19 protein-coding genes are annotated in these 20,322 nt (G+C 66.8%); 4 read left to right on the top strand and 15 right to left on the bottom strand.

Annotation, left to right across the window (positions count from 1 at the left end; translation table 11 throughout):
- Positions 1 to 2 precede the first annotated feature (2 nt).
- The 10 genes from nusA to ylqF all read right to left on the bottom strand — a co-directional run bounded on the left by nusA (position 3) and on the right by ylqF (position 9,345).
- Positions 3 to 1,478, bottom strand: a complete 1,476-nt coding sequence (gene nusA / locus MXC99_RS07195) for a transcription termination factor NusA (protein ID WP_107220556.1) — start codon at positions 1,476 to 1,478, stop codon at positions 3 to 5.
- A 27-nt stretch (positions 1,479 to 1,505) separates the two neighbouring features.
- Positions 1,506 to 1,940: a ribosome maturation factor RimP gene (rimP, locus tag MXC99_RS07190; RefSeq protein WP_247724810.1), complete on the bottom strand. Its 435-nt coding sequence runs from the start codon at positions 1,938 to 1,940 to the stop codon at positions 1,506 to 1,508.
- Positions 1,941 to 2,249: 309 nt separating this feature from the next.
- Positions 2,250 to 3,413, bottom strand: a complete 1,164-nt coding sequence (gene rluB / locus MXC99_RS07185) for a 23S rRNA pseudouridine(2605) synthase RluB (protein ID WP_247724803.1) — start codon at positions 3,411 to 3,413, stop codon at positions 2,250 to 2,252.
- Positions 3,361 to 3,963: an SMC-Scp complex subunit ScpB gene (gene scpB, locus MXC99_RS07180; protein ID WP_247724802.1), complete on the bottom strand. Its 603-nt coding sequence runs from the start codon at positions 3,961 to 3,963 to the stop codon at positions 3,361 to 3,363. Before scpB ends, rluB begins: the two co-directional genes overlap by 53 nt.
- Positions 3,941 to 4,771, bottom strand: coding sequence for a segregation and condensation protein A (locus MXC99_RS07175; protein WP_247724801.1), 831 nt, complete (start codon positions 4,769 to 4,771; stop codon positions 3,941 to 3,943). Before MXC99_RS07175 ends, scpB begins: the two co-directional genes overlap by 23 nt.
- A gap of 37 nt (positions 4,772 to 4,808) precedes the next feature.
- Positions 4,809 to 6,011: a tryptophan--tRNA ligase gene (locus MXC99_RS07170; RefSeq protein ID WP_247724800.1), complete on the bottom strand. Its 1,203-nt coding sequence runs from the start codon at positions 6,009 to 6,011 to the stop codon at positions 4,809 to 4,811.
- 9 nt (positions 6,012 to 6,020) lie between these two features.
- On the bottom strand, positions 6,021 to 6,680 hold the full coding sequence (locus MXC99_RS07165) for a site-2 protease family protein (RefSeq protein ID WP_247724799.1): 660 nt from the start codon (positions 6,678 to 6,680) through the stop codon (positions 6,021 to 6,023).
- A gap of 25 nt (positions 6,681 to 6,705) precedes the next feature.
- Complete coding sequence (locus tag MXC99_RS07160) at positions 6,706 to 7,332, bottom strand: L-threonylcarbamoyladenylate synthase (RefSeq protein WP_247724809.1); 627 nt, start codon at positions 7,330 to 7,332, stop codon at positions 6,706 to 6,708.
- A 112-nt stretch (positions 7,333 to 7,444) separates the two neighbouring features.
- Positions 7,445 to 8,308 (bottom strand): 3',5'-nucleoside bisphosphate phosphatase, encoded by an 864-nt coding sequence (locus MXC99_RS07155; protein ID WP_247724798.1) that lies wholly within the window; start codon positions 8,306 to 8,308, stop codon positions 7,445 to 7,447.
- A 113-nt stretch (positions 8,309 to 8,421) separates the two neighbouring features.
- Positions 8,422 to 9,345, bottom strand: coding sequence for a ribosome biogenesis GTPase YlqF (ylqF, locus tag MXC99_RS07150; RefSeq protein WP_247724797.1), 924 nt, complete (start codon positions 9,343 to 9,345; stop codon positions 8,422 to 8,424).
- Between the two features lie 261 nt (positions 9,346 to 9,606).
- On the opposite strand from ylqF, the gene cspE reads away from it, so the two are divergent.
- The 3 genes from cspE (at position 9,607) to MXC99_RS07135 (ending at position 15,237) form a co-directional block, all read left to right on the top strand.
- Entirely contained in the window at positions 9,607 to 9,816 is a 210-nt protein-coding gene (gene cspE / locus MXC99_RS07145) for a transcription antiterminator/RNA stability regulator CspE (protein ID WP_002926583.1), read from the top strand.
- 187 nt (positions 9,817 to 10,003) lie between these two features.
- Positions 10,004 to 11,932, top strand: coding sequence for a DEAD/DEAH box helicase (locus tag MXC99_RS07140; protein WP_247724796.1), 1,929 nt, complete (start codon positions 10,004 to 10,006; stop codon positions 11,930 to 11,932).
- Between the two features lie 170 nt (positions 11,933 to 12,102).
- Positions 12,103 to 15,237: an EAL domain-containing protein gene (locus MXC99_RS07135; RefSeq protein ID WP_247724795.1), complete on the top strand. Its 3,135-nt coding sequence runs from the start codon at positions 12,103 to 12,105 to the stop codon at positions 15,235 to 15,237.
- Here the strand turns inward: MXC99_RS07135 and MXC99_RS07130 are convergent.
- Together MXC99_RS07130 and MXC99_RS07125 are read right to left on the bottom strand one after the other, a co-directional pair.
- Positions 15,226 to 15,792: a YaeQ family protein gene (locus MXC99_RS07130; protein ID WP_247724794.1), complete on the bottom strand. Its 567-nt coding sequence runs from the start codon at positions 15,790 to 15,792 to the stop codon at positions 15,226 to 15,228. The genes MXC99_RS07135 and MXC99_RS07130 overlap by 12 nt on opposite strands.
- On the bottom strand, positions 15,792 to 16,562 hold the full coding sequence (locus tag MXC99_RS07125) for a hypothetical protein (RefSeq protein WP_247724793.1): 771 nt from the start codon (positions 16,560 to 16,562) through the stop codon (positions 15,792 to 15,794). Before MXC99_RS07125 ends, MXC99_RS07130 begins: the two co-directional genes overlap by 1 nt.
- Positions 16,563 to 16,697: 135 nt before the next feature.
- On the opposite strand from MXC99_RS07125, the gene folE reads away from it, so the two are divergent.
- On the top strand, positions 16,698 to 17,330 hold the full coding sequence (gene folE, locus MXC99_RS07120) for a GTP cyclohydrolase I FolE (RefSeq protein ID WP_247724792.1): 633 nt from the start codon (positions 16,698 to 16,700) through the stop codon (positions 17,328 to 17,330).
- Between the two features lie 10 nt (positions 17,331 to 17,340).
- Here folE and MXC99_RS07115 read toward each other — a convergent pair whose 3' ends face one another.
- From MXC99_RS07115 to MXC99_RS07105, 3 genes are all read right to left on the bottom strand, one after another.
- Positions 17,341 to 17,682: a DUF3301 domain-containing protein gene (locus tag MXC99_RS07115; protein ID WP_247724791.1), complete on the bottom strand. Its 342-nt coding sequence runs from the start codon at positions 17,680 to 17,682 to the stop codon at positions 17,341 to 17,343.
- A gap of 28 nt (positions 17,683 to 17,710) precedes the next feature.
- Positions 17,711 to 19,291: an inorganic phosphate transporter gene (locus MXC99_RS07110; RefSeq protein ID WP_247724790.1), complete on the bottom strand. Its 1,581-nt coding sequence runs from the start codon at positions 19,289 to 19,291 to the stop codon at positions 17,711 to 17,713.
- 92 nt (positions 19,292 to 19,383) lie between these two features.
- Positions 19,384 to 20,229 (bottom strand): 23S rRNA (adenine(2030)-N(6))-methyltransferase RlmJ, encoded by an 846-nt coding sequence (locus tag MXC99_RS07105; protein ID WP_247724789.1) that lies wholly within the window; start codon positions 20,227 to 20,229, stop codon positions 19,384 to 19,386.
- Positions 20,230 to 20,322 lie beyond the last annotated feature (93 nt).

Genomic DNA, 20,322 nt, shown 5'->3' with positions numbered 1-20,322 from the left:
CATCATTCTTCGAACCAATGGGCGCGCGCAATGGAAATCAGCGCCTTGGCTCTTTCTTCGTCGATCCCGGCCAGTTCGACCAGTTCGTCGACCGCGAGGTCGGCCAGGTCGTCACGGGTACGAATGCCCTTCTGGGCCAGGGTTGCGGCAAGGGATTTCTCCATGCCTTCGAGATTGAGCAGATCGTCGGAGACGTTCTCCAGCTGCTCTTCGGTGACGATCGCCTCGGTCAGCAACACGTTGCGAGCGCGGTTGCGCAGCTCGTTCACCGTGTCTTCGTCGAAAGCCTCGATGTCGAGCATCTCGGCCAGCGGTACGTAGGCGACCTCTTCGAGCGAGGAGAAGCCCTCCTCGATCAGGATGTCGGCGATATCCTCGTCGACGTCCAGTTTTTCCATGAACAGCTTGCGTAGCCCCTGCTGCTCCTGAGCGGTCTTTTCGGCCGACTCCTGCTCGCTCATCAGGTTGATCGTCCATCCGGTCAGTTCAGAGGCGAGCTTGACGTTCTGGCCGTTGCGGCCGATGGCGATCGCGAGGTTGTTCTCGTCGACGACGACGTCCATCGCGTGCGCTTCCTCATCGACGACGATCGATACCACTTCGGCCGGCTGCAGCGCGGCGACCACGAACTGGGCCGGATCGGCCGCCCACACGATGATGTCGATCTGCTCGCCGCCGATCTCGTTGCGCACCGCGGTGACACGCGAACCGCGCAGGCCGACGCAGGTGCCGATCGGGTCGATGCGCGGGTCGTTCGATTTCACCGCGATCTTGGCGCGCAGCCCGGGGTCGCGGGCGCAGGCCTTGAGCTCGAGCAGGCCGTCCTCGATTTCGGGGACTTCGAGCTCGAACAGTTTCATCAGGAATTCGGGGGCGGTGCGCGACAGAATCAGCTGCGGACCGCGGGCGCCGCGATCGATCTTGAGCAGGAAGGCCTTGACCCGGTCGCCCACGCGCAGGTTCTCGCGCGGGATCTGCTGATCCCGCGGCAGGACCGCTTCCATGCGCCCCACTTCGATGATCGCGCTGCCGCGCTCCATGCGCTTGATCGAGCCGGAAACGAGGAATTCCTTGCGCTCGAGGAAGTCGTTGAGGACCTGCTCACGCTCGGCGTCGCGGATGCGCTGCAGGATCACCTGCTTGGCCGCCTGCGCACCGATGCGGCCGAAGTCGATCGGTTCGAGCGCTTCCTCGACATAGTCGCCGAGCTGGATGTCCGGATTGACTTCGCGCGCATCGATGATGCCCATCTCGGCTTCGTCGTTGGCTACGTCTTCATCGAGCATGACCAGCCAGCGCCGGCGCGAGGTGTAGTCGCCGGTCTCGCGGTCGATCGACACCACCACGTCGGCGTCGTCATGGATGCGCTTCTTGGTGGCGGAGGCCAGCGCGGTTTCGAGCGCGGCAAAAACGATGTCCCTGGCGACGTTCTTCTCGCGTGCCAGCGCATCAACAAGCAGCAGGATCTCGCGGCTCATTTCAAGAATACCTCCACATCCACAGTCTTAGAATTTGGGTACAAGGCGTGCTTTCTCGATGTCTTCGAAAGGCAGCAGCACTTCGCCCTTCTCGGTGGAGAGCACGACCACAGCATCGCGCACTCCTTCGATCACGCCCACGAAATTACGCTGATTGCCGATCGGTAGTGAAAGGCGCACCTGGGCCTCGCTGCCGCGAAAACGTTCGAAGTCGGCGAGCTTCTTGAGCGGGCGATCGAGTCCCGGCGACGATACTTCGAGGCGGTCATAATCGACGCCTTCGACCTCGAACACGCGCTGCAACTGATTGCTCACCGTGGCGCAGTCATCTACCGTGATGCCGCGCTCGATATCGAGGAACACCCGCAGCAAGCGGCCCTTGGGGGAAAACTCGACATCGACGAGCTCATACCCGAGACCGCTCACCACCTGTTCGATCAGTTGCTCGACATCTGCACGCATGTACTCGACCCGCTCTTCGACCGGCGCCACGACCGGCGCCACAAATAAAAAATGGGCGAAACGCCCATCAAACGATTGATCCCGCCGGAAACACGCCACTGCCCACAACCGGATAACTGACAAGGCCGGCGGCAGCTGAAGCGCGCAGCCGGAAAGCCACTCATCAAAGCTTTAAAATTATAGCGTGAAAGCCGCTGCCCAGGCAAACCGTCGCAAGTCAACGGCGGCACCTGGAAACAGCGGAAGAAATGAGGGTGAGCACGGCCGTCCCGCCGCGGCAAGGCCGCGGATCGGGCCCGCTCGTGACGGTCAGCGCATTTTCGCCGCACCGCGCGGCTGGGTACGATGCATCTTCGCCGGACGCTTGGCGCGCTCGTCCTGGCTGCGCCCCTGCGGCACCGGCAGGCCGGCCAGGCTGCAGGCATCGGCCTCGGGCATTTCCATCCACATCCCGCGCTTGAGGCGGGCCGGAAGCTCGACGCTGCCGTAGCGCACCCGCATCAGCCGGCTGACGGTCAGGCCGACCGCCTCGAACATGCGCCGCACCTCGCGGTTGCGGCCCTCGGAGATCGTCACCCGGTACCAGTGGTTGGCCCCCTCGCCGCCTTCGTCGCGCAGGCTGGTGAACTTCGCCGGACCGTCTTCGAGCTGGATGCCTTCGGTCAGCGATTTCGCCTGCTCCTCGGTGAGCTCACCGAGGAGGCGCACCGCATATTCGCGCTCGAGCTCGTAGCGTGGGTGCATCAGCTTGTTGGCGAGATCGCCATCGTTGGTAAACAACAGCAGACCCGAAGTATTGAAGTCGAGCCGCCCGACCGCCAGCCAGCGCCCCTTGCGCAGCAGCGGCAGGCGCTCGAACACGGTGGGGCGGCCTTCCGGGTCATCGCGTGAGACGATCTCGCCTTCGGGCTTGTGGTACATCAGCACCCGTGGCGAACGCTGGGTGAAGCGCAGCGGCACCAGCTTGCCATTGACCTTGACCCGGTCGCCGGGGCCGATCTTCTGCCCCAGGGCGGCGGGCAGGCCGTTGACCGAGATGCGCCCGGCCACCACCCATTCCTCGATCTCACGCCGGGAAGCGACGCCGGCCTGAGCCAGTACTTTCTGCAACCGCTCGGGCTCGCTCAGGGTCGTCGGTGCCGCACGCTCGCCTCCCTGGGGGCGGCCTCGCGGTGGCCGCTCGCCGCGTTCGGGCCGGCCGAGCGCGGAATGATAGGCGTCGGGCCGGCGCGCCGGGTCGTCCCGGCTCCGCCCCGCCTCCCTGCCCGCCGCCCCCGGGCGCGGCGCCCGCGATCCGCGCGGATCGGCATTGAGGTGAGCGCCCTTGTGGCGCGGCTGGGCGTCGTCGTCGACGTGGGCAGGGCTTTCGCGATGAGCCGCACGCCCTGGCCGCGGGTCGCGATCGAGGATTTCGACCGCGTCAGACTTCTTCTTCAGGGGTGGGCGCAAGGGCCGGTTCGTTTTGCGAGACATCGACTAAGTCCATGATTTTTTGAATTTCGGTGAGCGCCGGCAGCTCGGTCAGGCTGCGCAACCCCATGTCGTCGAGAAAACGCCGGGTGGTGGCGAACAAGGCCGGCCGACCGGGCGTATCGCGGTGGCCGACGACATCCACCCAGCCGCGCGACTCCAGCGTCTTCAATATGTTCGGCGATACCGCCACGCCCCGGATCTCCTCGATATCGCCCCGGGTGACCGGCTGGCGGTAAGCGATGATCGCCAGGGTTTCCATCACCGCCCGCGAATAACGCGGCGGCTTTTCCTCCTTCAGCCGGTCCAGGTAAACCTGGTACTGCGCCCGCGTCTGGAAGCGCCAGCCGCTGGCCAGTTGCACCAGCTCGATGCCACGATCGGCGGCGCGCCATTGCGCGCACAGCTCGTCGAGCAGGCGGCGAATCAGTTCCGGGCCGGGATCTTCGTCGAACAGCCGACGCAGCTCCGACACCGGCAGCGGCGCCGGCGCGGCCAACAACGCTGCTTCGACGATGCGCAGGTACGCCTCAGGTGTCGTTGCGGCTGGCATCGGCGAGTTTCACGTAGATCGGCGCAAAAGCCTCGTTCTGAGTCACTTCGACCAGCCTTTCCTTGACCAGCTCGAGCACAGCGAGAAAGCTCACCACCAGCCCCGACGGCCCGAGCCGCACATCGAACAAGGTGTCGAACACCACGAAGGCGCCATCGCCCAGCATGCGCAGGATCGCCGTCATCAGTTCGCGCACCGACAACTGCTCGCGGCCGACACGGTGGTGCTGGCTGAGCCGGGCCTTCTTCATGATCCGCAGCCAAGCAAGTTGCAGGTCGTGCAGACTGACGTCGGGCAGGCGCTCGACCACTTTCTCGGCGACGAACACGCCCACCCATTCGAAATCGCGCTCGGCCCGCGGCAGGCTGTCGAGCCGCGCGGCGGCAAGCTTCATCTGCTCGTATTCGAGCAGGCGACGCACCAGTTCGGCACGCGGATCCTCCTCTTCGGCATGCTCGCGCAGCGGCCGCGGCAGGAGCATGCGCGACTTGATTTCAAGCAGCATCGCCGCCATCAGCAGATACTCGGCGGCCAGTTCCAGGTTCGTGGCCCGCATCGCCTCGACGTATTCGAGGTACTGCGCGGTAAGCGGCGCCATCGGAATGTCGAGGATGTCGAGGTTGGCCTTGCGGATCAGGTACAGCAGCAGATCCAGCGGCCCCTCGAACGCGTCGAGGAACACCTGCAGCGCATCGGGCGGAATATACAGGTCTTTGGGCAGTTCGAGCAGGGGTTCGCCGTAGATGCGGGCGAGCACATCCAGTGCTTCGGCGGTTTCGGGAGGCGCCAGCGGCAACGGCAGATTCATCGGCACCCCGGCCGGTGGAGGTGAATCCGTCCGTCCATCAGCCGTAATCCAGACCCATCGCTTCGCGCACGTCGCGCATCGTTTCCTGCGCCAGCTTGCGCGCGCGCTCGCAGCCGTCGGCAAGGATGCTGCGCACCAGCGTCGGATCGTCGAGATAGGGCTGGGCCCGTTCGTGCAGGATTTCCTGCTCCTCGAGTATGGCCTCGAGCAGGGGCTGCTTGCACTCCAGGCAGCCGATCCCGGCGCTTCGGCAACCCTGCTGCACCCAGGCCAGGGTCGCTTCGTCCGAATAGATCGCATGCAGCGGCCACACCGGGCAGCGCTCCGGGTCGCCCGGGTCGGTGCGCCGCATGCGCGCCGGATCGGTCTGCATGGTGCGGATCTTGCGCGTGACGCCGTCGGCGTCCTCGCGCAAGTTGATCGTGTTGCCGTAAGACTTGGACATCTTCTGCCCGTCCAGCCCGGGCATGCGCGCTGCCGAAGTCAGCAGGGCCTCCGGCTCGACCAGGATCATCTTGCCGCTGCCTTCGAGATAGCCGTAAAGGCGCTCGCGGTCCCCCAGGCTCAGGTTCTGGGTTTCATCGAGGAGAGCCTTGGCCTGCTCCAGCGCATCTTCGTCACCTTCTTGCTGGAAGCGGATACGCAGCTCCTGATAAAGCCGCGCACGCTTGGCGCCGAGCTTTTTGACCGCCTCTTTCGCCTTATCCTCGAAGCCGGCCTCGCGCCCGTAAAGGTGGTTGAAGCGGCGGGCGATTTCGCGTGTGATTTCGACGTGCGGGACCTGGTCCTCGCCCACCGGCACCTTGTCGGCGCGGTAAAGCAGGATATCGGCCGACTGGAGCAGGGGATAGCCGAGAAAACCGTAAGTGGACAGGTCGCGCCCTTCCAGCCTTTCCTGCTGCTCCTTCCAGCTCGGCACGCGCTCGAGCCAGCCGAGCGGCGTCATCATCGACAGCAGCAGGTGCAGCTCGGCATGCTCGGGCACGCGGGACTGGATGAAGAGAGTGGACTGGGCGGGGTCGACGCCGGCCGCGAGCCAGTCGATCACCATATCCCAGACATGGTCCGCAATCACCTGCGGGGTGTCGTAATGGGTGGTGAGCGCATGCCAGTCGGCGACAAAGAACAGGCAGGGATATTCTTCCTGCAGCTTCACCCAGCTCTTGAGGACACCATGATAATGGCCGAGATGCAGGCGGCCGCTGGGGCGCATGCCGGAAAGGACGCGTTCTGCGTACATGGGCGGAACTCAGAGACCGAAAACGAGGGAGAGCAGGTAGCGGAAGCCGGCGATCAGCGGCCACAGGATGGCGCCGAGAATGCCGGTAAACAACAGCACGAGCAGGATCGGAAATCCGTACGGCTCGAGCTGGGCGAAACGCCAGGCGAGGCGGTCCGGCAGCAGGCTGACCGCGATCCGCCCGCCGTCGAGCGGGGGAATCGGCAGCAGGTTCAGCACCATCAGCACGGCATTGATCTGGATGCCCGCATCGGCCATCTTCAGCATCGCCAGTGAATAGCCGCCGGGCTCGGCGGCGGCGGCGATGCGAAACAGGAGTGCCCAGCCGAGCGCCATCAGCAGGTTGGTGAACGGCCCCGCCGCCGCCACCCACAGCATGTCGGCCTTGGGCCGGCGCAGGCGGCCGAAATTCACCGGCACCGGCTTGGCCCAGCCGAACAGGATGCCACCCCCGCCCATCAGGGCGCTCAGCGCCAGGATGCCGACCGGCACCAGCACCGTGCCGACCGGATCGATGTGGCGCAGCGGATTGAGCGTGATCCGTCCGGCCAGGTGCGCCGTCGGGTCGCCGAAATGGCGTGCGACATAGCCGTGTGCCGCCTCGTGCAGGGTGATCGCCAGCAGCACCGGCAGGGCCCAGATGGCCAGGGTCGGAATCAGCGCGTCCATGACGGAGTCGGCGGCAGTAAAGCGTTCATTCTAGCCCGAAGGGTGCGAGCGGACCGCGTCCGGCCCGGATCAGCTCGGGCGCCCCCGAAGTGAGATCGATCACGGTGGTCGCCTCCGGCCCGCAGTAACCGGCTTCGATGATGAGGTCGACCAGCTTGTCCAGGCGCTCGCGGATTTCGTCGATGTCGCTGAGCGGCAAATCCTCGCCGGGCAGGATCAGGGTGGAGGTCAGCAAGGGGCCGTCGAGCTCGGCGAGCAGCGCCGACACCACCTCGTGCACGGGCACGCGCAGGCCGATCGTTTTGCGCTTGGGGTGGAGCACGCGACGGGGCAGTTCCTTGGTGCCTTCGAGAATGAAGGTGTAAGGGCCGGGCGTGGTCGCCTTGAGCAGCCGGTACTGGCGGTTGTCCACCCGCGCATAGGTGGCGATTTCGGACAGGTCGCGGCACATCAGGGTGAAATGATGGCGCTCATCGACCGCGCGGATGCGGCGGATGCGGTCGAGCACACCGGCATCGCCGATCTGGCCGCCGAGGGCGTAGGCGGAATCGGTCGGCAGCACCACCAGGCCACCAGCGCGGACGATTTCCGCGGCCTGGCGGACCAAGCGCGGCTGCGGATGCTCGGGATGAAGGGTGAAGAACTGTGTCATGGTCGTATTGTTGATTGCGGGACGGTGCACATGCACCCCGTCACGCTCGAAGCGGATCGGCGGTGGGTCGGGAAAAGGCATCCCCGGGCAGGCGGGCAGCGCGGGCTCGCCCTTACAGCAGGCGCGACCACACCGGCTCGAGGTCGGGAGGAAGAGGATTGCAGCGACCGAGATCGACCGCGCTTTCCTTTTCGCCGTGGAAATCCGACGCGCGCGAAGCGAGCAAACCACGCTGGCGCGCGACCGTGGCGAAGCGGCGCATCTCGTCTTCGGTATGCGCCCCCGAAACGACTTCGACCGCCTCGCCCCCGGCGGCGACAAAACGATCGAAAAGACGCGCGAGATCGGCCGCGGACAGACGGTAACGCGCCGGATGGGCGATCACCGCGATGCCGCCGGCAGCACGGATCCAGCCCACCGCCTGCTCCAGGGTCGCCCACTGGTGGTCGACGAAGCCGGGCTTGCCGCGCACCAGATAGTGGTCGAACACGGTCCTGACGTCGGGCATCACGCCGCTCGCCACCAGATGACGGGCGAAGTGGGCCCGGCTCAGCAGGGCCGGATTGCGCGCGAAGCGGCGGGCACCGGCGAGCGCATCGCGGATCCCGACGCGCTCGAGCGATTCGCTCATCCGCACCGCACGCGCATCGCGTCCTTCCCGCACCTGTGCCAGTCCCGCGCTCAGCGCAGGGTCGCGGTGGTCGATACCGAGGCCGACGATGTGGACGGTCTCCCCGGCGAAGGACACCGAAATCTCCACCCCGGGGACGAAGCGCAAGCCGTGCGCCGCCGCCACCCTGGCGGCAGCATCGATGCCGCCGACCTCGTCGTGGTCGGTCAGGGCGAGCAGTTCGACGCCGTTGCCGAGCGCGCGCAGCACCACCGCCTCCGGCTCCAGCCAGCCGTCGGACACGGTGGAATGGCAATGCAAATCGGCGTTGATGGCATGCAGTGCGGCAGCCGGCAGGGAGGTCATCGGTCACGGAGTCGAAGTCTGTTCGCCCCAATGATAGCAAACCGACCGCGCTCCCCCCGCTGGCGGGGGAGGCGATCGCCATCGAATCCGCCCGCCGAGTCCGCCACGGGGGCTCAGCCGGCATCCTGCCCGGCGGCATCCGGGTCCTGCACCGCGGCCCGCGCGGCCTCCGCGGCGGCGATCATCTGCATCCGCGTCTGCGGCGTTTCCAGGCTGATCCGCCCGAGCACGCCGTCGCGGTAATCCTGAAGCAGGATCTGCGCCGCCTTTTCCAGGTCGAGCCCCCCGCCCTTCACCAGGCAACCGCGGCGGTGACCGACCGCCTCCACCAGTGCCGGACCGTCAAAGCCGGCCAGCGTCGCCGGTTCGAGCCGGTAGCGTGCGGCGAGCAAGGGGCGGTAGCGTGCGATCAGGATTTCGCCCAGGAAAGCCGCCACTTCCTCGTCGATCACCGCATTGCGCCCGATCGCATGGCTGGCGGCGAGCATGTAGCCGTCGGCGTCGTAGTCGATTTTCGGCCACATCATGCCGGGGGTGTCGGTCAGGGTCATGCCCGGCCCCAGATCGAGCGTCTGCTGGTGCTTGGTCACTGCCGGCTCGTCGCCGACCTTGGCCACCTTGCGCTTGAGCAGGGCATTCATCAGCGTCGATTTACCGACGTTGGGAATCCCCATGATCATCATCCGCAGCGGCTTGGTGCCGTCGTCGCGGTGCGGAGCGAGCTGGCGGCACAGCGCCGGGACACGGGCGGCCTCGGCCGCGTTCTTGGCCGAGATCGCCACCGCCCGGACTCCCGGCTGGCGGTTGTAAAACTCCATCCACGCCTTGGTCGCTGCCGGATCGGCCAGATCGGACTTGTTCAGCAGTTTCAGGCAGGGCCGGTTCCGGAACCGGCGCAACTCGGCGATCATGGGGTTGCTGCTGGCCTCGGGCAGACGGGCGTCGGTCACCTCGATGACGACGTCGATCGCGGCCATGGCCTCGGCCGCTTTCTTGCGCGCCGAGGCCATATGACCTGGAAACCACTGGATGGGCATGGGAAATCCACAGGACTGTCGAATTTGTAATTATCCCACCCCGGCTAAAGAATTTTTTCGCCGGAGGCCGCAAATAAATTCACCCAAGCGATGAAAACCGTGTATCGTGCCGTTCGCAGTCGATTCAAGCAGTGGTTGTTCTGGTGGTTACCCAGCGTGTTCCAAGAGAGCGCGTGCCGGTCCGATGCCTCCTGATTACGTTTCTTGATCGTTCCTGCATTTTCAGGGCGCGAGCCCGCAATCTTTATATATGGAACGCAAATGAGCACTCAAACCGGTACCGTCAAGTGGTTCAACGACGCCAAGGGCTTCGGCTTCATCACTCCGGAAGGCGGCGGCGACGACCTGTTCGCCCACTTCTCCGAAATCCAGAGCAAGGGTTTCAAGAGCCTGGCTGAAAACCAGCGCGTGGAATTCGAAGTCAAGACCGGCCCGAAGGGCCTGCAGGCGGCCAACATCCGCCCGCTGTAATCGACTCGTTTCGGTTATCCGGAAACGCGGCCAGAGGCCGCGTTTTTGCTTTTGTGGCGCCGCAAGCATGCAGGCGCGCGGCCGTGAGCCGCTTTTTTCATTCGCCGCGCCGAATCGCCGATAATCGCGGCTTCGCAGCGCTGCTGCCTTTCGCCCTGCCTTCCGCCACTTCCACGGCCCGCCTGCCATGACCGACTCCAGCCTCCCCGACGCCAGCCTTCCTTCGCCCGCCATCGGCGCTGCCTTGCGCTTCGCCGACCTCGAACTGCCCGCGCCCCTCCTGTCCGCGCTGACCGAAGTCGGCTATGAGACGCCATCCCCGATCCAGGCGGCATGCATCCCGCTGCTGCTCGCCGGCCGCGACATCCTCGGCGAAGCCCAGACCGGCACCGGCAAGACCGCCGCCTTCGCCCTGCCGATGCTGGCCCGCCTCGATCTCGCCGACAGCCGGCCGCAGGTATTGGTGCTCACTCCCACACGCGAGTTGGCGATCCAGGTCGCCGAGGCGTTCGCCAAGTACGCCCACCACCTGAAGAACTTCCACGTCCTGCCGATCTACGGCGGCCAGAGCATGGTGGTGCAACTGCGCCAGCTGTCGCGCGGCGCCCAGATCATCGTCGGCACCCCGGGACGGATCATGGACCACCTCGAACGCGGCAGCCTCAAACTCGACAGCCTGCGCGCACTCGTCCTCGACGAAGCCGACGAGATGCTGCGCATGGGCTTCATCGAGGATGTCGAGTGGATCCTCGAACACACTCCGGCCGAACGCCAGACCGCGCTGTTCTCGGCGACGATGCCGAACGTGATCCGCGAAGTCGCCCGCCGCCACCTGCGCGAGCCGGAAGAAATCAAGATCCGCTCCGCCACCGCCACGGTGTCCAAGATCAGCCAGCGCTACTGGCTGGTGCGTGGCGTGGACAAGCTCGACGCCCTCACCCGCATCCTTGATGCCGAAGAGAGCTTCGACGCGGCGCTCGTCTTCGTGCGCACCAAGATCGCCACCGAAGAGCTCGCCGACAAGCTCGCCGCCCGCGGCTACGCGGCCGCCGCGCTCAACGGCGACATGACCCAGGGCCTGCGTGAGCGCGTGATCGAGCAGTTGAAGAACGGGGCGCTCGACATCGTCATCGCCACCGACGTCGCCGCGCGCGGCATCGACGTTCCGCGCGTCTCCCACGTCATCAACTACGACATCCCCTACGATACCGAAGCCTACGTACACCGCATCGGCCGCACCGGCCGCGCCGGCCGCGAGGGCGCGGCGATCCTGTTCGTCGCCCCGCGCGAGACGCGCATGCTGAAAATGATCGAGCGTGCTACCCGCCAGCCGATCACCCCGATCGCGCTGCCCAGCAGCGAAGAAGTGACCAACCTGCGCGTCGCCCAGTTCAAGCGCCAGGTGGTCGACACCCTGGGCGGCGGCGAGTTGGGGTTCTTCATGAACCTGGTCAACGATCTCATCGACGAGAACGAGCTCGACGTCCACGAAGTGGCCGCCGCCCTCGCCTTGCTGGCGCAGCGTGACCGCCCCCTGCAGCTCGAGGAATCCGGCCGCGGCTGGGAGATCGCCACCACGCCCTCCGTAGAAGGAGGCCGGCCACCGCGCGCCGAACATTTCACCACCGGCGCCGCACGCGAACGCGCACAGCGCCCCAACCGCGACGAAATCCTCGCCCGCCGCCGTGCCTTCAGCGACGGCGCCCTGGTGCGCTACCGTATCGAGGTCGGCCGCAACCAGGGCGCGAGCCCGAAGGAGATCGTCGGCGCCATCGCCAACGAAGGCGGCATCGAGGGCAGGTTCATCGGCCAGATCCACCTGTTCGACGATTTCGCCACGGTGGAGCTGCCCGCCCGCCTGCCCGAAGACCTGCTCGCCACCCTGAAACGCACCCGCGTCCGCCAGATGCCCCTCAACATCCGCGCACTGAGCGATGCCGAAGCGGCCGCCATGCCCGAACGCCGGCCGCGGCCGCGCGACGCCGCGCCCGCCGGCGGCGAACCCCGTCCGCGCGGGAAAGACGGTTTCGAAGCGCGCGGGGCGGTGCACGCCGGCGACAAACCCCATGCCCATGGTGCGCCCCGGCGCCCGGCCAAGCCTCCCCGTCGTGGATAAACCCGCCAGCACATCCGAATGACAGTAATTCGTGCATTCATTCACGAAACACAAGGACGGCCTGCGTTATCATCGTCCCGCCAGAATGACAAGAGCGTCGAAATGCACCTGCTGCCGGCCCACCTGCCCCTCACCACTCCCGCCACTGCGGCAGGAGGCCACGACGGGCGATGACGCGCTTGCTCCGATACTTCAGCGCGCTCGTGCTCGCCCTTTGCGCCGGGATGGTCATTGCCGCGGACACGAAACCGATCACGCTGGGCGTGTTCGCCCTCCGCCCAAAACCCATCATCGAGGCCGCCTGGCGCCCTTTCGCGGATTATCTCCGTAGCGGCCTGGGCGGACGGGAAGTCCGTCTGCGCGTTCTCGACCAGGCGGAGATGCAGGCCGCACTGCAAAGCCACGAGCTCGATCTGGTCCTCACCAACCCGGCGCATTTCATCGCCCTGCGGGCGGAAAACGAACTCTCCGGCGCGATCGCGACCCAGGTCAACCTGGACTACGGCCGCCCGGTCTCGACCTACGGCGGCGTAATCGTCGCCCGCTCGGACAACCCGGCGATCCGTCGCCTCGAAGACCTCAAGGGCAAAGTCGTCGCCACTTCCAGCGCCAACTTTCTCGCGACCTATGCCGCCCAGGCCCTCGAACTCAAGACCGCCGGCATCGACCCGGATACGCTGCGCCTCAAGCCCCTCGACCAGGAACAGGACAGCGCCGTGTTCGCAGTGATCGCCCGCGAGGCCGATGCCGCCTTCATCCGCACCGGACTCCTCGAGCAACTCATCCGCGAAGGACACCCCGAAGTCTCCAGCCTCCAGGTCATCAACCGCCAATCGCCGCCCAACTACCCTTACGTCACCTCCACCCGCCTCTACCCGGAATGGCCGCTCGTCGCGCTCCCCCACGCGGATGAAAGCGTGGTCCGCAAGATCGGTGCGCTCGCACTGCTGCTGCCTGCCGAGCACCCCGCCGCACAGGCCGCGGCCATCCAGGGCTTCACCGTGGCGGCCGACTACTCGGACGTCGAAACCCTCCTGCGCGAACTGCGCCAGCCCCCCTTCGAAGCCGCCCCCGTGTTTACTTGGGACGATGTGTGGACGCGCTACCGCTTCAAGCTGCTCGCCGTCGCCCTGGCCGCGGCCGCCCTCGTCCTGCTGCTGTTGCGGCTGCTGTGGGCGCACATGCGGATGAAAGCCCTCGCAAGCGAGCTCGAATTCGAGCATCGGCATATGGGCAACGTCGTCGAAGCCACCCGTGCCGGCAGTTGGGAATGGGACGTCGGCAGCGGCGAGCGCCGTGTCGACCGGCGCTGGGCGGAGATGCTCGGCCTGGGCGGCGAGGAGCGCCTCACGCTGAACCTGGACCGATGGCGCACCCTGGTCCATCCCGACGATCTGGCCCGGGTCGAAACCGCCCTGGTCGGCCACCTGAACGGCGAAACCTCCTACTATGAGCAGGATCTGCGCCTGCGCCACCATGCCGGACACTGGGTCTGGGTGCATGACCGGGCACTGGTGCTGCGGCACAACGACGCCGGCCGTCCGCAACTGGTGGTCGGCGCCCAGATCGACATCTCGGGGCGCAAGCGCAACGAGGAAAAGCTGCGTCTAGCGGCCAACGTATTCTCCAGCAGCTACGAGGCGATCGTCATCACCGACGCCGAAAACCGGATCATCGACGTCAATCCCGCCTTCACCCGCATCACCGGGTATGCGCCCGAGGAGGCCCTCGGCAAGACGCCCTCCCTCCTGCGCTCCGGGCGGCACGATACCGACTTCTACCGCAGGATGTGGGCCGCGCTGAACGAAACCGATCACTGGCAGGGTGAAATCTGGAATCGGCGCAAAAGCGGTGAGGAATATGCCGAAATCCTCTCCATCAGCAGAGTCAAGGACGACAACGGGACGCTGAGCCACTATGTGGCCGTATTCGTGGACATCAGCCGCCTCAAGCGCCACGAGGAGGAACTCAAGCGCATCGCCCATTTCGATCCGCTCACCGGCGCCCCCAACCGTCGTCTGCTCGGCGAGCGCCTGCGCCAGGCCATCGCGCGCGCGCGGCGCAGCGGCAAGCCGCTGGCGGTGTGCGTCCTCGATCTGGACGAATTCAAGCCGATCAACGACCGCTACGGCCACGAAATCGGCGACCGCGTGCTGGTGACCACCGTACAGCGCCTGAACACCATGCTGCGTGGCACCGACACCGTGGCCCGGCTCGGCGGCGATGAGTTCGTCCTCCTGCTCGAGGACGTTGTCAACACCAGAGTGCTCGAGCGGGTACTGCACGCGGTCAGCGCCCCCATCCAGATCGGTACCGAGACCGTCTCGGTATCGGTCAGCATCGGCGCGACGCTGTTCCCGGAGGACGACGCCGACCCCGACACCTTGCTGCGCCACGCCGACCAGGCGATGTACCGGGCCAAGCAGCAGGGGCGCAACTGCATCCAGATGTTCGATCCGGGGATCGAAGTGGAACTGATCAACCGCAGGCAGCGCTACACCCGGCTCGAGCAGGCATTGCAGGCGCACGAGTTCATCCTCCATTACCAACCCCAGGTGAACATGGTCACCGGCGAAATCGTCGGCACCGAGGCGCTGATCCGCTGGCTGCACCCGGAAGAAGGCCTGCTGCCGCCCGCCAGCTTCCTGTCCTATATCGAAGGCACCGCGCTCGAACCTGCCCTCGGAGAGTGGGTGATCGACACCGCACTGAGCCAGATCGAAGCCTGGGCGCACGCCGGACATCCGCTGTCGGCCAGCGTCAACATCGGCGCCAACCATCTGCTGCAGCCGGATTTTCCCGAACGACTCGAGCAGCTTCTCGCCCGCCACCCCGAAGTGCGACCGAACCAGCTCGAGCTCGAAATCCTCGAATCCACCGCGATCGACGACATGGACACCGCGCTCGAGGCCCTGCGCACCTGCCACGCCCTGGGCGTGCGCCTGGCGCTGGACGACTTCGGCACCGGCTACGCGTCGCTCAAGTACTTCCGCCAGCTCCCGGTCGACCGCCTGAAGATCGACCGCAGCTTCGTGCTCGACATGCTCGACGATGCCGAAGACCGCGCCATCGTCCAAAGCGTGATCCAGCTCGCCGAGGCCTTCGGCCGCGAAGTCATCGCCGAAGGGGTGGAAACGCCCGAACATGCCGCCGCGTTGCGCGCGCTCGGCTGCCGCCTCGGCCAGGGCTACGGCATCGCACGCCCGATGCCGGCCGAGCACATCGTCGGCTGGTTGTCGTGGTACGCCGGCCACGACAACCGGACCGAATCCGCGACCGAACCGACCGAACCCTCAGTCGCCTGAGCCTTCGGCCAGCCGCCGCTCGCCCAGCAGCCAGCGCGGCTCGATGCTCACCGTGGCGCGTCCGTTGGTGACCCACACCTGGCCGTCCTGGATGCTGAACTGCAGGCGCATCGTGCGCTCGGCGAGCTTCGCCAGCTCGGCGCCGGCTTCGCGCGTCAGCTCGATCACCTGCAGCCCGGACTGCCGCTCGAGCCGTGCCCGGGCACCGCTCCACCATACATCGAGCGCGCGCCCGTAGGCGAGGACGACCACTTCGCGGGCGCGCCCGCAGGCTTTGCGCACCCACTTCTCGTCGGGCTGGCCGACGTCGATCCAGCGCTCGATGGTGCCGGTCAAGTCCTTCTGCCACAGATCGGGTTCGTCATCGGCGCACAGCCCCTTGCCGAAACCGAGCGCGGGGTCGGCGAACAGCGCAAACGCGAGCAGGCGCACCATCATCCGCTCGTCGGTTTCCGACGGGTGGCGCGCCAGGGTCAGCGCATAGTCGGCATAGTGGCCGCGGTCGATGTCGGCGACCTGGATCTCGGCCTTGAAGATCGTGGCCTTGAGCGCCATCAGTGCACCTGCCCGGCGGCACGTTCGGCCTGCTGCCAGGCGATCACCGCGCGCGCCGCGTGGGCCATCACGCGCTCGCCGAGTTCCTTCGGCAATTCGCGCCCGAGCGCGGCGAACAAGGCCTGGGTCGCCTCCTGTCCCACCCCTTCGGCCGCAAGGCCGTCGGCCAGGCAACGGATCTGGATGAAGGCGAGGGCGTCGGCGACCAGGCGCCAGCCGGCGTGCGGCATGTCGCGCACCAGGGCCAGCAGCTGGCTGCCGAGCTGGCCGGCAAGGCGCAGCGCCTGATCGCGGTCTTCGGCGGCGATCGCAGCGTGCCACAAGGCTAAATGAAGGCCCCGGCGCAGTTCCACCTTGAAATCGATGGCGCTCTCCTCGGCCGCAGCGAGCGCCTCGAACTGTCGCAGGAAGCGCGCCTCGGCCTGCTCATCGAGCCCGGTGCGCAAGGCGCCGACCAGTTCGCTCAGGCCGGGGATCGCCACCAGCCCGAAGGCCTGGCTCCACGCCAGCCCCCATTGATCCATCCCCGACAACAGCAGGGCCAGGCGCAACGCGCGCGCTTCCTCGCCTGCTCCGGTGCCGGCCCAGTCGCGCAGGTCCGCGTGCAGTTCGGCCACCCCTTTGCGACGGGCCGCATCGCTTTCCGACACGCTGAGGCGGAACACGCGTGCGAATGCATCCTGCGCCAGCCGCGCGGCCTGACGCTGGGCGGCGGCATCGACCTGCGCGGCGAGCGGGTCGGCGGGCAGGACGGAGTCGGAAAGAATCATGACGGGCACCGTGAAAAAGGCGCCCATTGTGCCCACCCGCTGCCGCAGAGGCAATGCGCGAAGCGGTCGGCAGCGGCGGCGCGGGGGCGTATCATCGGATCCTCCCGATGCACAGGCAGCGCCAGGAATCCAGGCATGAGCACACACGAACATCCGCCCCCTCCCCGGCCGCGGGCAATAGGAATCGCCCGCCGCGGCGAGTTCGACCCCGCCGCGTTCGAGCAGGCCGTGGTCGATCTGCTGCGCGCCTGCGGCGTCGCTGCCGACACTTCGCACACCGGACGCACCGCCCAGCGCGTGCGCGAGCTGTGGCAGCATCGCCTGCTCGGCGGCTACGATCTCGATCCGGCCGAAGTGCTCGGCGACGGCTTCGAAGACCCGCGCCGGGACATGGTGGTGGTGCGCGGCATCGCCGTGCATGGCGTCTGCCCGCACCACCTGGTGCCTTTCCGCGGCCTTGCCCACGTCGCCTACCTGCCGGGAGGGCGGCTCCACGGTTTCGGCCGCATCGCCCGCCTCGTCGATGCGATCGGGCACCGCTTCACGTACCAGGAATGGATGACGCGCGACATCGCCGAAGCCCTGATGACGCACGGCAAGGCCGCGGGCGCGGCGTGCGTGATCGAAGCCGAACAGCTGTGCCTGCTCCTCGGCGAGGACCGCCGCGGCGACGAACGCGTGATCACCCAGGCTTTCTGCGGAGAATTCGAGCGCTCGCCCCAGTCGCGCGCCGAGTTCCTGCGCGCCATCGAACATCGCCGCAGCTGAGCGGGCGGCTTCAGCGCAGGTCGACGACGACCGCCGACACCGGCGGTCGATGTTCACTCACATCAACCAGCGTCACCTCCCGCCCTTCGAGCACCACGCTGCCGTGATAGCGGTCATTGCCGGTGAGCGAGTATTCGAACTCGTAGGCACGCCGCAGCACCATGTGGCCGCGCTCATCGCGCGCCGGACGAAGGCCGTGGCCGACGACGGTTTCGTCGAGGAACTGCACGCCTTCGCGCGCGCAGGCCCGCCGCGCCGCCAGCACACCGGCTTCGCGCGCTTTCAGGCTGTCGAGCCAGAACCACGCCACCCCGCCCAGCGCCAGCAGCGCGGCAACTTCAGCCAGGTTCATGCGCGCAGCCCCCGCCCGGCCGCCGGACTCAAGACACCATCATGCCGCGGATGGTAAAGAAGAGAATTGCCGCCATCAGCGCCGAGGCCGGAACGGTGATCACCCAGGCGGCGGCGATGCGCAGCAGTTGCGAGCGCTTGACCAGCTCGCGGCGGTAGACCTTTTTCAGGTTCTTGCGCTCACCCTTGGAAAAATGCGCAGGGTCCTCGGCGTTCTTCGAGCGCTCCTTCAGATCGCGCAGCATCGCTCCCTTTTCTTCCACCGAGGCTTTTTCGAAGCGCGCGATGAAACCTTCGATCGCGGCCTGGTCGCCCTCGGGGTGGTGCGCCTTGATCTCGGACAGCATCCGGTCGTAATTGCTCTTGAGGTACTCGCGCAGGAAGCCGACGCCGAACACCCCGCCCACCGCGATATGGGTCGAGCTCACCGGCAGGCCGAACTGGCTGGCGACGATCACCGTGATCGTGGCCGCCATCGCGATGCAGTAGGCCCGCATCTGATCGAGCTCGGTGATCTCCGAGCCCACCGTGCGGATGACTTTGGGGCCGAACAGCGCCAGTCCGAGCGAAATGCCGATCGCACCGACCATCATCACCCAGGTGGGGATCGCCGCCGCCTTGCTGATCACGCCCTCGTGGGTAACGACATCGACGATCGCCGCCAGCGGCCCGACCGCGTTGGCGACGTCGTTGGAACCGTGGGCGAAACTGAGCAGCGCCGCGGCGAAGATCAGCGGCACGGTAAACAGCCGGTTCACGCTCTGCTTGGTGTTGGCGACGATGCCGTTCCGCCCCGACACCAGCCGCCTCACCAGCAGGGTGACGCCGATACCGACGACGAAGCCATACCCCAGCGCGGCGACGAAGCCCACTTTCCACACCTTGTTCAGGCCTTTCAGGATCAGGTAGGTAGCGAACGTCCACGCCATCAGTCCGACCAGCAGCGGCACCATCCGGCACGCCGCCTCGGCCATGTCGGCCTGGTAGGTGATGCTGCGCTTGACCAGGTACAGGAAGCCGGCGGCGAACACGCCGCCGAGCAGCGGCGAAATCACCCAGCTCGCCGCGATGTTGCCCATCGTCGCCCAGTCGACGATGGCGGGGCCGGCCGCCGCCATGCCCGCACCGAGCACGGCGCCGACAATCGAGTGCGTCGTCGACACCGGCGCTCCCACCGCGGTGGCGATGTTCAGCCACAGCGCGCCGGCGAGCAGCGCGGCGAGCATGATCCAGACGAAAGTGTCGGCATCGGGGATCAGATCGGGGTCGATGATGCCGTTGCGGATGGTGCCGACCACTTCGCCACCGGCGATCAGCGCCCCGGCGGCCTCGAACACGGCGGCGATCACCAGGGCGCCGGCCAGGCTCAATGCCCGCGAGCCGACCGCCGGGCCGACGTTGTTGGCGACATCGTTGGCGCCGATGTTCATCGCCATGTAGCCACCGATCATCGCCGCCATCACCAGGATCAGGCTGGCTTCGCCGTTGCCTCGCATCCCGGCGTAGAACATCACCCCGACGATGAAGAGGACGCCGATCCCGAGTCGCAGTAGTTCGCCCCGCCCGGTCCGGGCGGCACGCTCGAGTTCGCTGATTTGCTGCAGGTCCACAATGGGATTCCGGTCAATACGAAAGCGCGTATTGTTTCAGAAAAATTGCGCTCGCCCAATCTTATCGTGCGCTGCAGCGTAAAAACTCCGCCTCACTCGATATGGTGCTCGAGATCGAAGCCCGCGCCCTCATCGATCGCCAGGCGCTCGACCAGCCAGGGCATCATCGCCTCCAGCCTCGCAGGCAGCACCCAGGGCGGATTGACGATGTAGAGTCCGCTGCCGAACATGCCGAACCCGTCGCGCGGCGGGCTACGGACCGCCAGCCGCACCTCCAGCCAGCTCTGCGCCCCCAGTTCGGCCAGCCGGCCCGGCAGCGCCCGGGCTTCGGCACGGCTCAGCATCGGATACCACAGGGCATACGTCCCGGTGGGGAAACGGCGCATCGCATCGCGCAGCACCTCGACTGCGCGGCGGTAATCTTCCTTCAGCTCGTAAGGCGGGTCGATCAGCGCCAGGGCGCGGCGCGAAGGCGGCGGCAGCAGGCTTTTGAGGGCGGCAAAGCCGTCGGCCCGGCTCACCTGGACGCGCCCGCGCTCGGCGGCGAAGGTGCGCTGCAAGGAGTCGAAATCGGCCGGATGCAGTTCGAACAGCCGCAGGCGGTCCTGGCTCCGCGCGGCTGTCATCGCCAGCGCCGGCGAGCCCGGATAGAACAGCAGGCGCCCCTGGGGGTTGAACTGGCGCACCGCGGCGACATAGGCCGCGACCGGCTCGGGCAGGTCTTCGCGCGCCCACAGCCGGCCGATGCCGTCGGCGGATTCGGCGTTCTTTTCCGCCTGCGCGCTCGCGAGCGCGTAACAACCGCCGCCGGCATGGGTGTCGATGTACTGCCAGGGCTTGTCCTTGCGGTTGAAATAGGCGAGCAGTTCGAGCAGAACCACATGCTTGAGGACGTCGGCGTGGTTCCCGGCATGGAAGGCGTGACGATAGCTGAGCATGAAGACTTTCCCTGTGCGGCCCGCATCCTAGCACCGTCACCGCGGCAGCGAGAAATCTCCAGCCAGATCAGCGACATCGCCCTCGGCTCGGGT

It is taken from the genome of Thauera aromatica (assembly GCF_023093595.1).
Taxonomy (GTDB): Bacteria; Pseudomonadota; Gammaproteobacteria; order Burkholderiales; family Rhodocyclaceae; genus Thauera; species Thauera aromatica_A.
Note: the sequence above shows the minus strand (reverse complement) of the source record. Positions and strands in the feature narration are given on the sequence as shown.

Excerpts from the sequence above, each read along its gene's own strand:
- rluB (WP_247724803.1), bottom strand. The coding sequence starts at position 3,413 with ATGTCTCGCAAAACGAACCGGCCCTTGCGCCCACCCCTGAAGAAGAAG.
- MXC99_RS07135 (WP_247724795.1), top strand. The coding sequence starts at position 12,103 with ATGACGCGCTTGCTCCGATACTTCAGCGCGCTCGTGCTCGCCCTTTGC.
- MXC99_RS07105 (WP_247724789.1), bottom strand. The coding sequence starts at position 20,229 with ATGCTCAGCTATCGTCACGCCTTCCATGCCGGGAACCACGCCGACGTC.
- MXC99_RS07155 (WP_247724798.1), bottom strand. The coding sequence starts at position 8,308 with ATGACCTCCCTGCCGGCTGCCGCACTGCATGCCATCAACGCCGATTTG.
- MXC99_RS07160 (WP_247724809.1), bottom strand. The coding sequence starts at position 7,332 with ATGACACAGTTCTTCACCCTTCATCCCGAGCATCCGCAGCCGCGCTTG.
- MXC99_RS07170 (WP_247724800.1), bottom strand. The coding sequence starts at position 6,011 with ATGTACGCAGAACGCGTCCTTTCCGGCATGCGCCCCAGCGGCCGCCTG.
- cspE (WP_002926583.1), top strand. The coding sequence starts at position 9,607 with ATGAGCACTCAAACCGGTACCGTCAAGTGGTTCAACGACGCCAAGGGC.
- scpB (WP_247724802.1), bottom strand. The coding sequence starts at position 3,963 with ATGCCAGCCGCAACGACACCTGAGGCGTACCTGCGCATCGTCGAAGCA.
- rimP (WP_247724810.1), bottom strand. The coding sequence starts at position 1,940 with ATGCGTGCAGATGTCGAGCAACTGATCGAACAGGTGGTGAGCGGTCTC.
- ylqF (WP_247724797.1), bottom strand. The coding sequence starts at position 9,345 with ATGCCCATCCAGTGGTTTCCAGGTCATATGGCCTCGGCGCGCAAGAAA.
- MXC99_RS07165 (WP_247724799.1), bottom strand. The coding sequence starts at position 6,680 with ATGGACGCGCTGATTCCGACCCTGGCCATCTGGGCCCTGCCGGTGCTG.
- MXC99_RS07140 (WP_247724796.1), top strand. The coding sequence starts at position 10,004 with ATGACCGACTCCAGCCTCCCCGACGCCAGCCTTCCTTCGCCCGCCATC.
- MXC99_RS07125 (WP_247724793.1), bottom strand. The coding sequence starts at position 16,562 with ATGATTCTTTCCGACTCCGTCCTGCCCGCCGACCCGCTCGCCGCGCAG.
- nusA (WP_107220556.1), bottom strand. The coding sequence starts at position 1,478 with ATGAGCCGCGAGATCCTGCTGCTTGTTGATGCGCTGGCACGCGAGAAG.
- folE (WP_247724792.1), top strand. The coding sequence starts at position 16,698 with ATGAGCACACACGAACATCCGCCCCCTCCCCGGCCGCGGGCAATAGGA.
- MXC99_RS07175 (WP_247724801.1), bottom strand. The coding sequence starts at position 4,771 with ATGAATCTGCCGTTGCCGCTGGCGCCTCCCGAAACCGCCGAAGCACTG.
- MXC99_RS07115 (WP_247724791.1), bottom strand. The coding sequence starts at position 17,682 with ATGAACCTGGCTGAAGTTGCCGCGCTGCTGGCGCTGGGCGGGGTGGCG.
- MXC99_RS07130 (WP_247724794.1), bottom strand. The coding sequence starts at position 15,792 with ATGGCGCTCAAGGCCACGATCTTCAAGGCCGAGATCCAGGTCGCCGAC.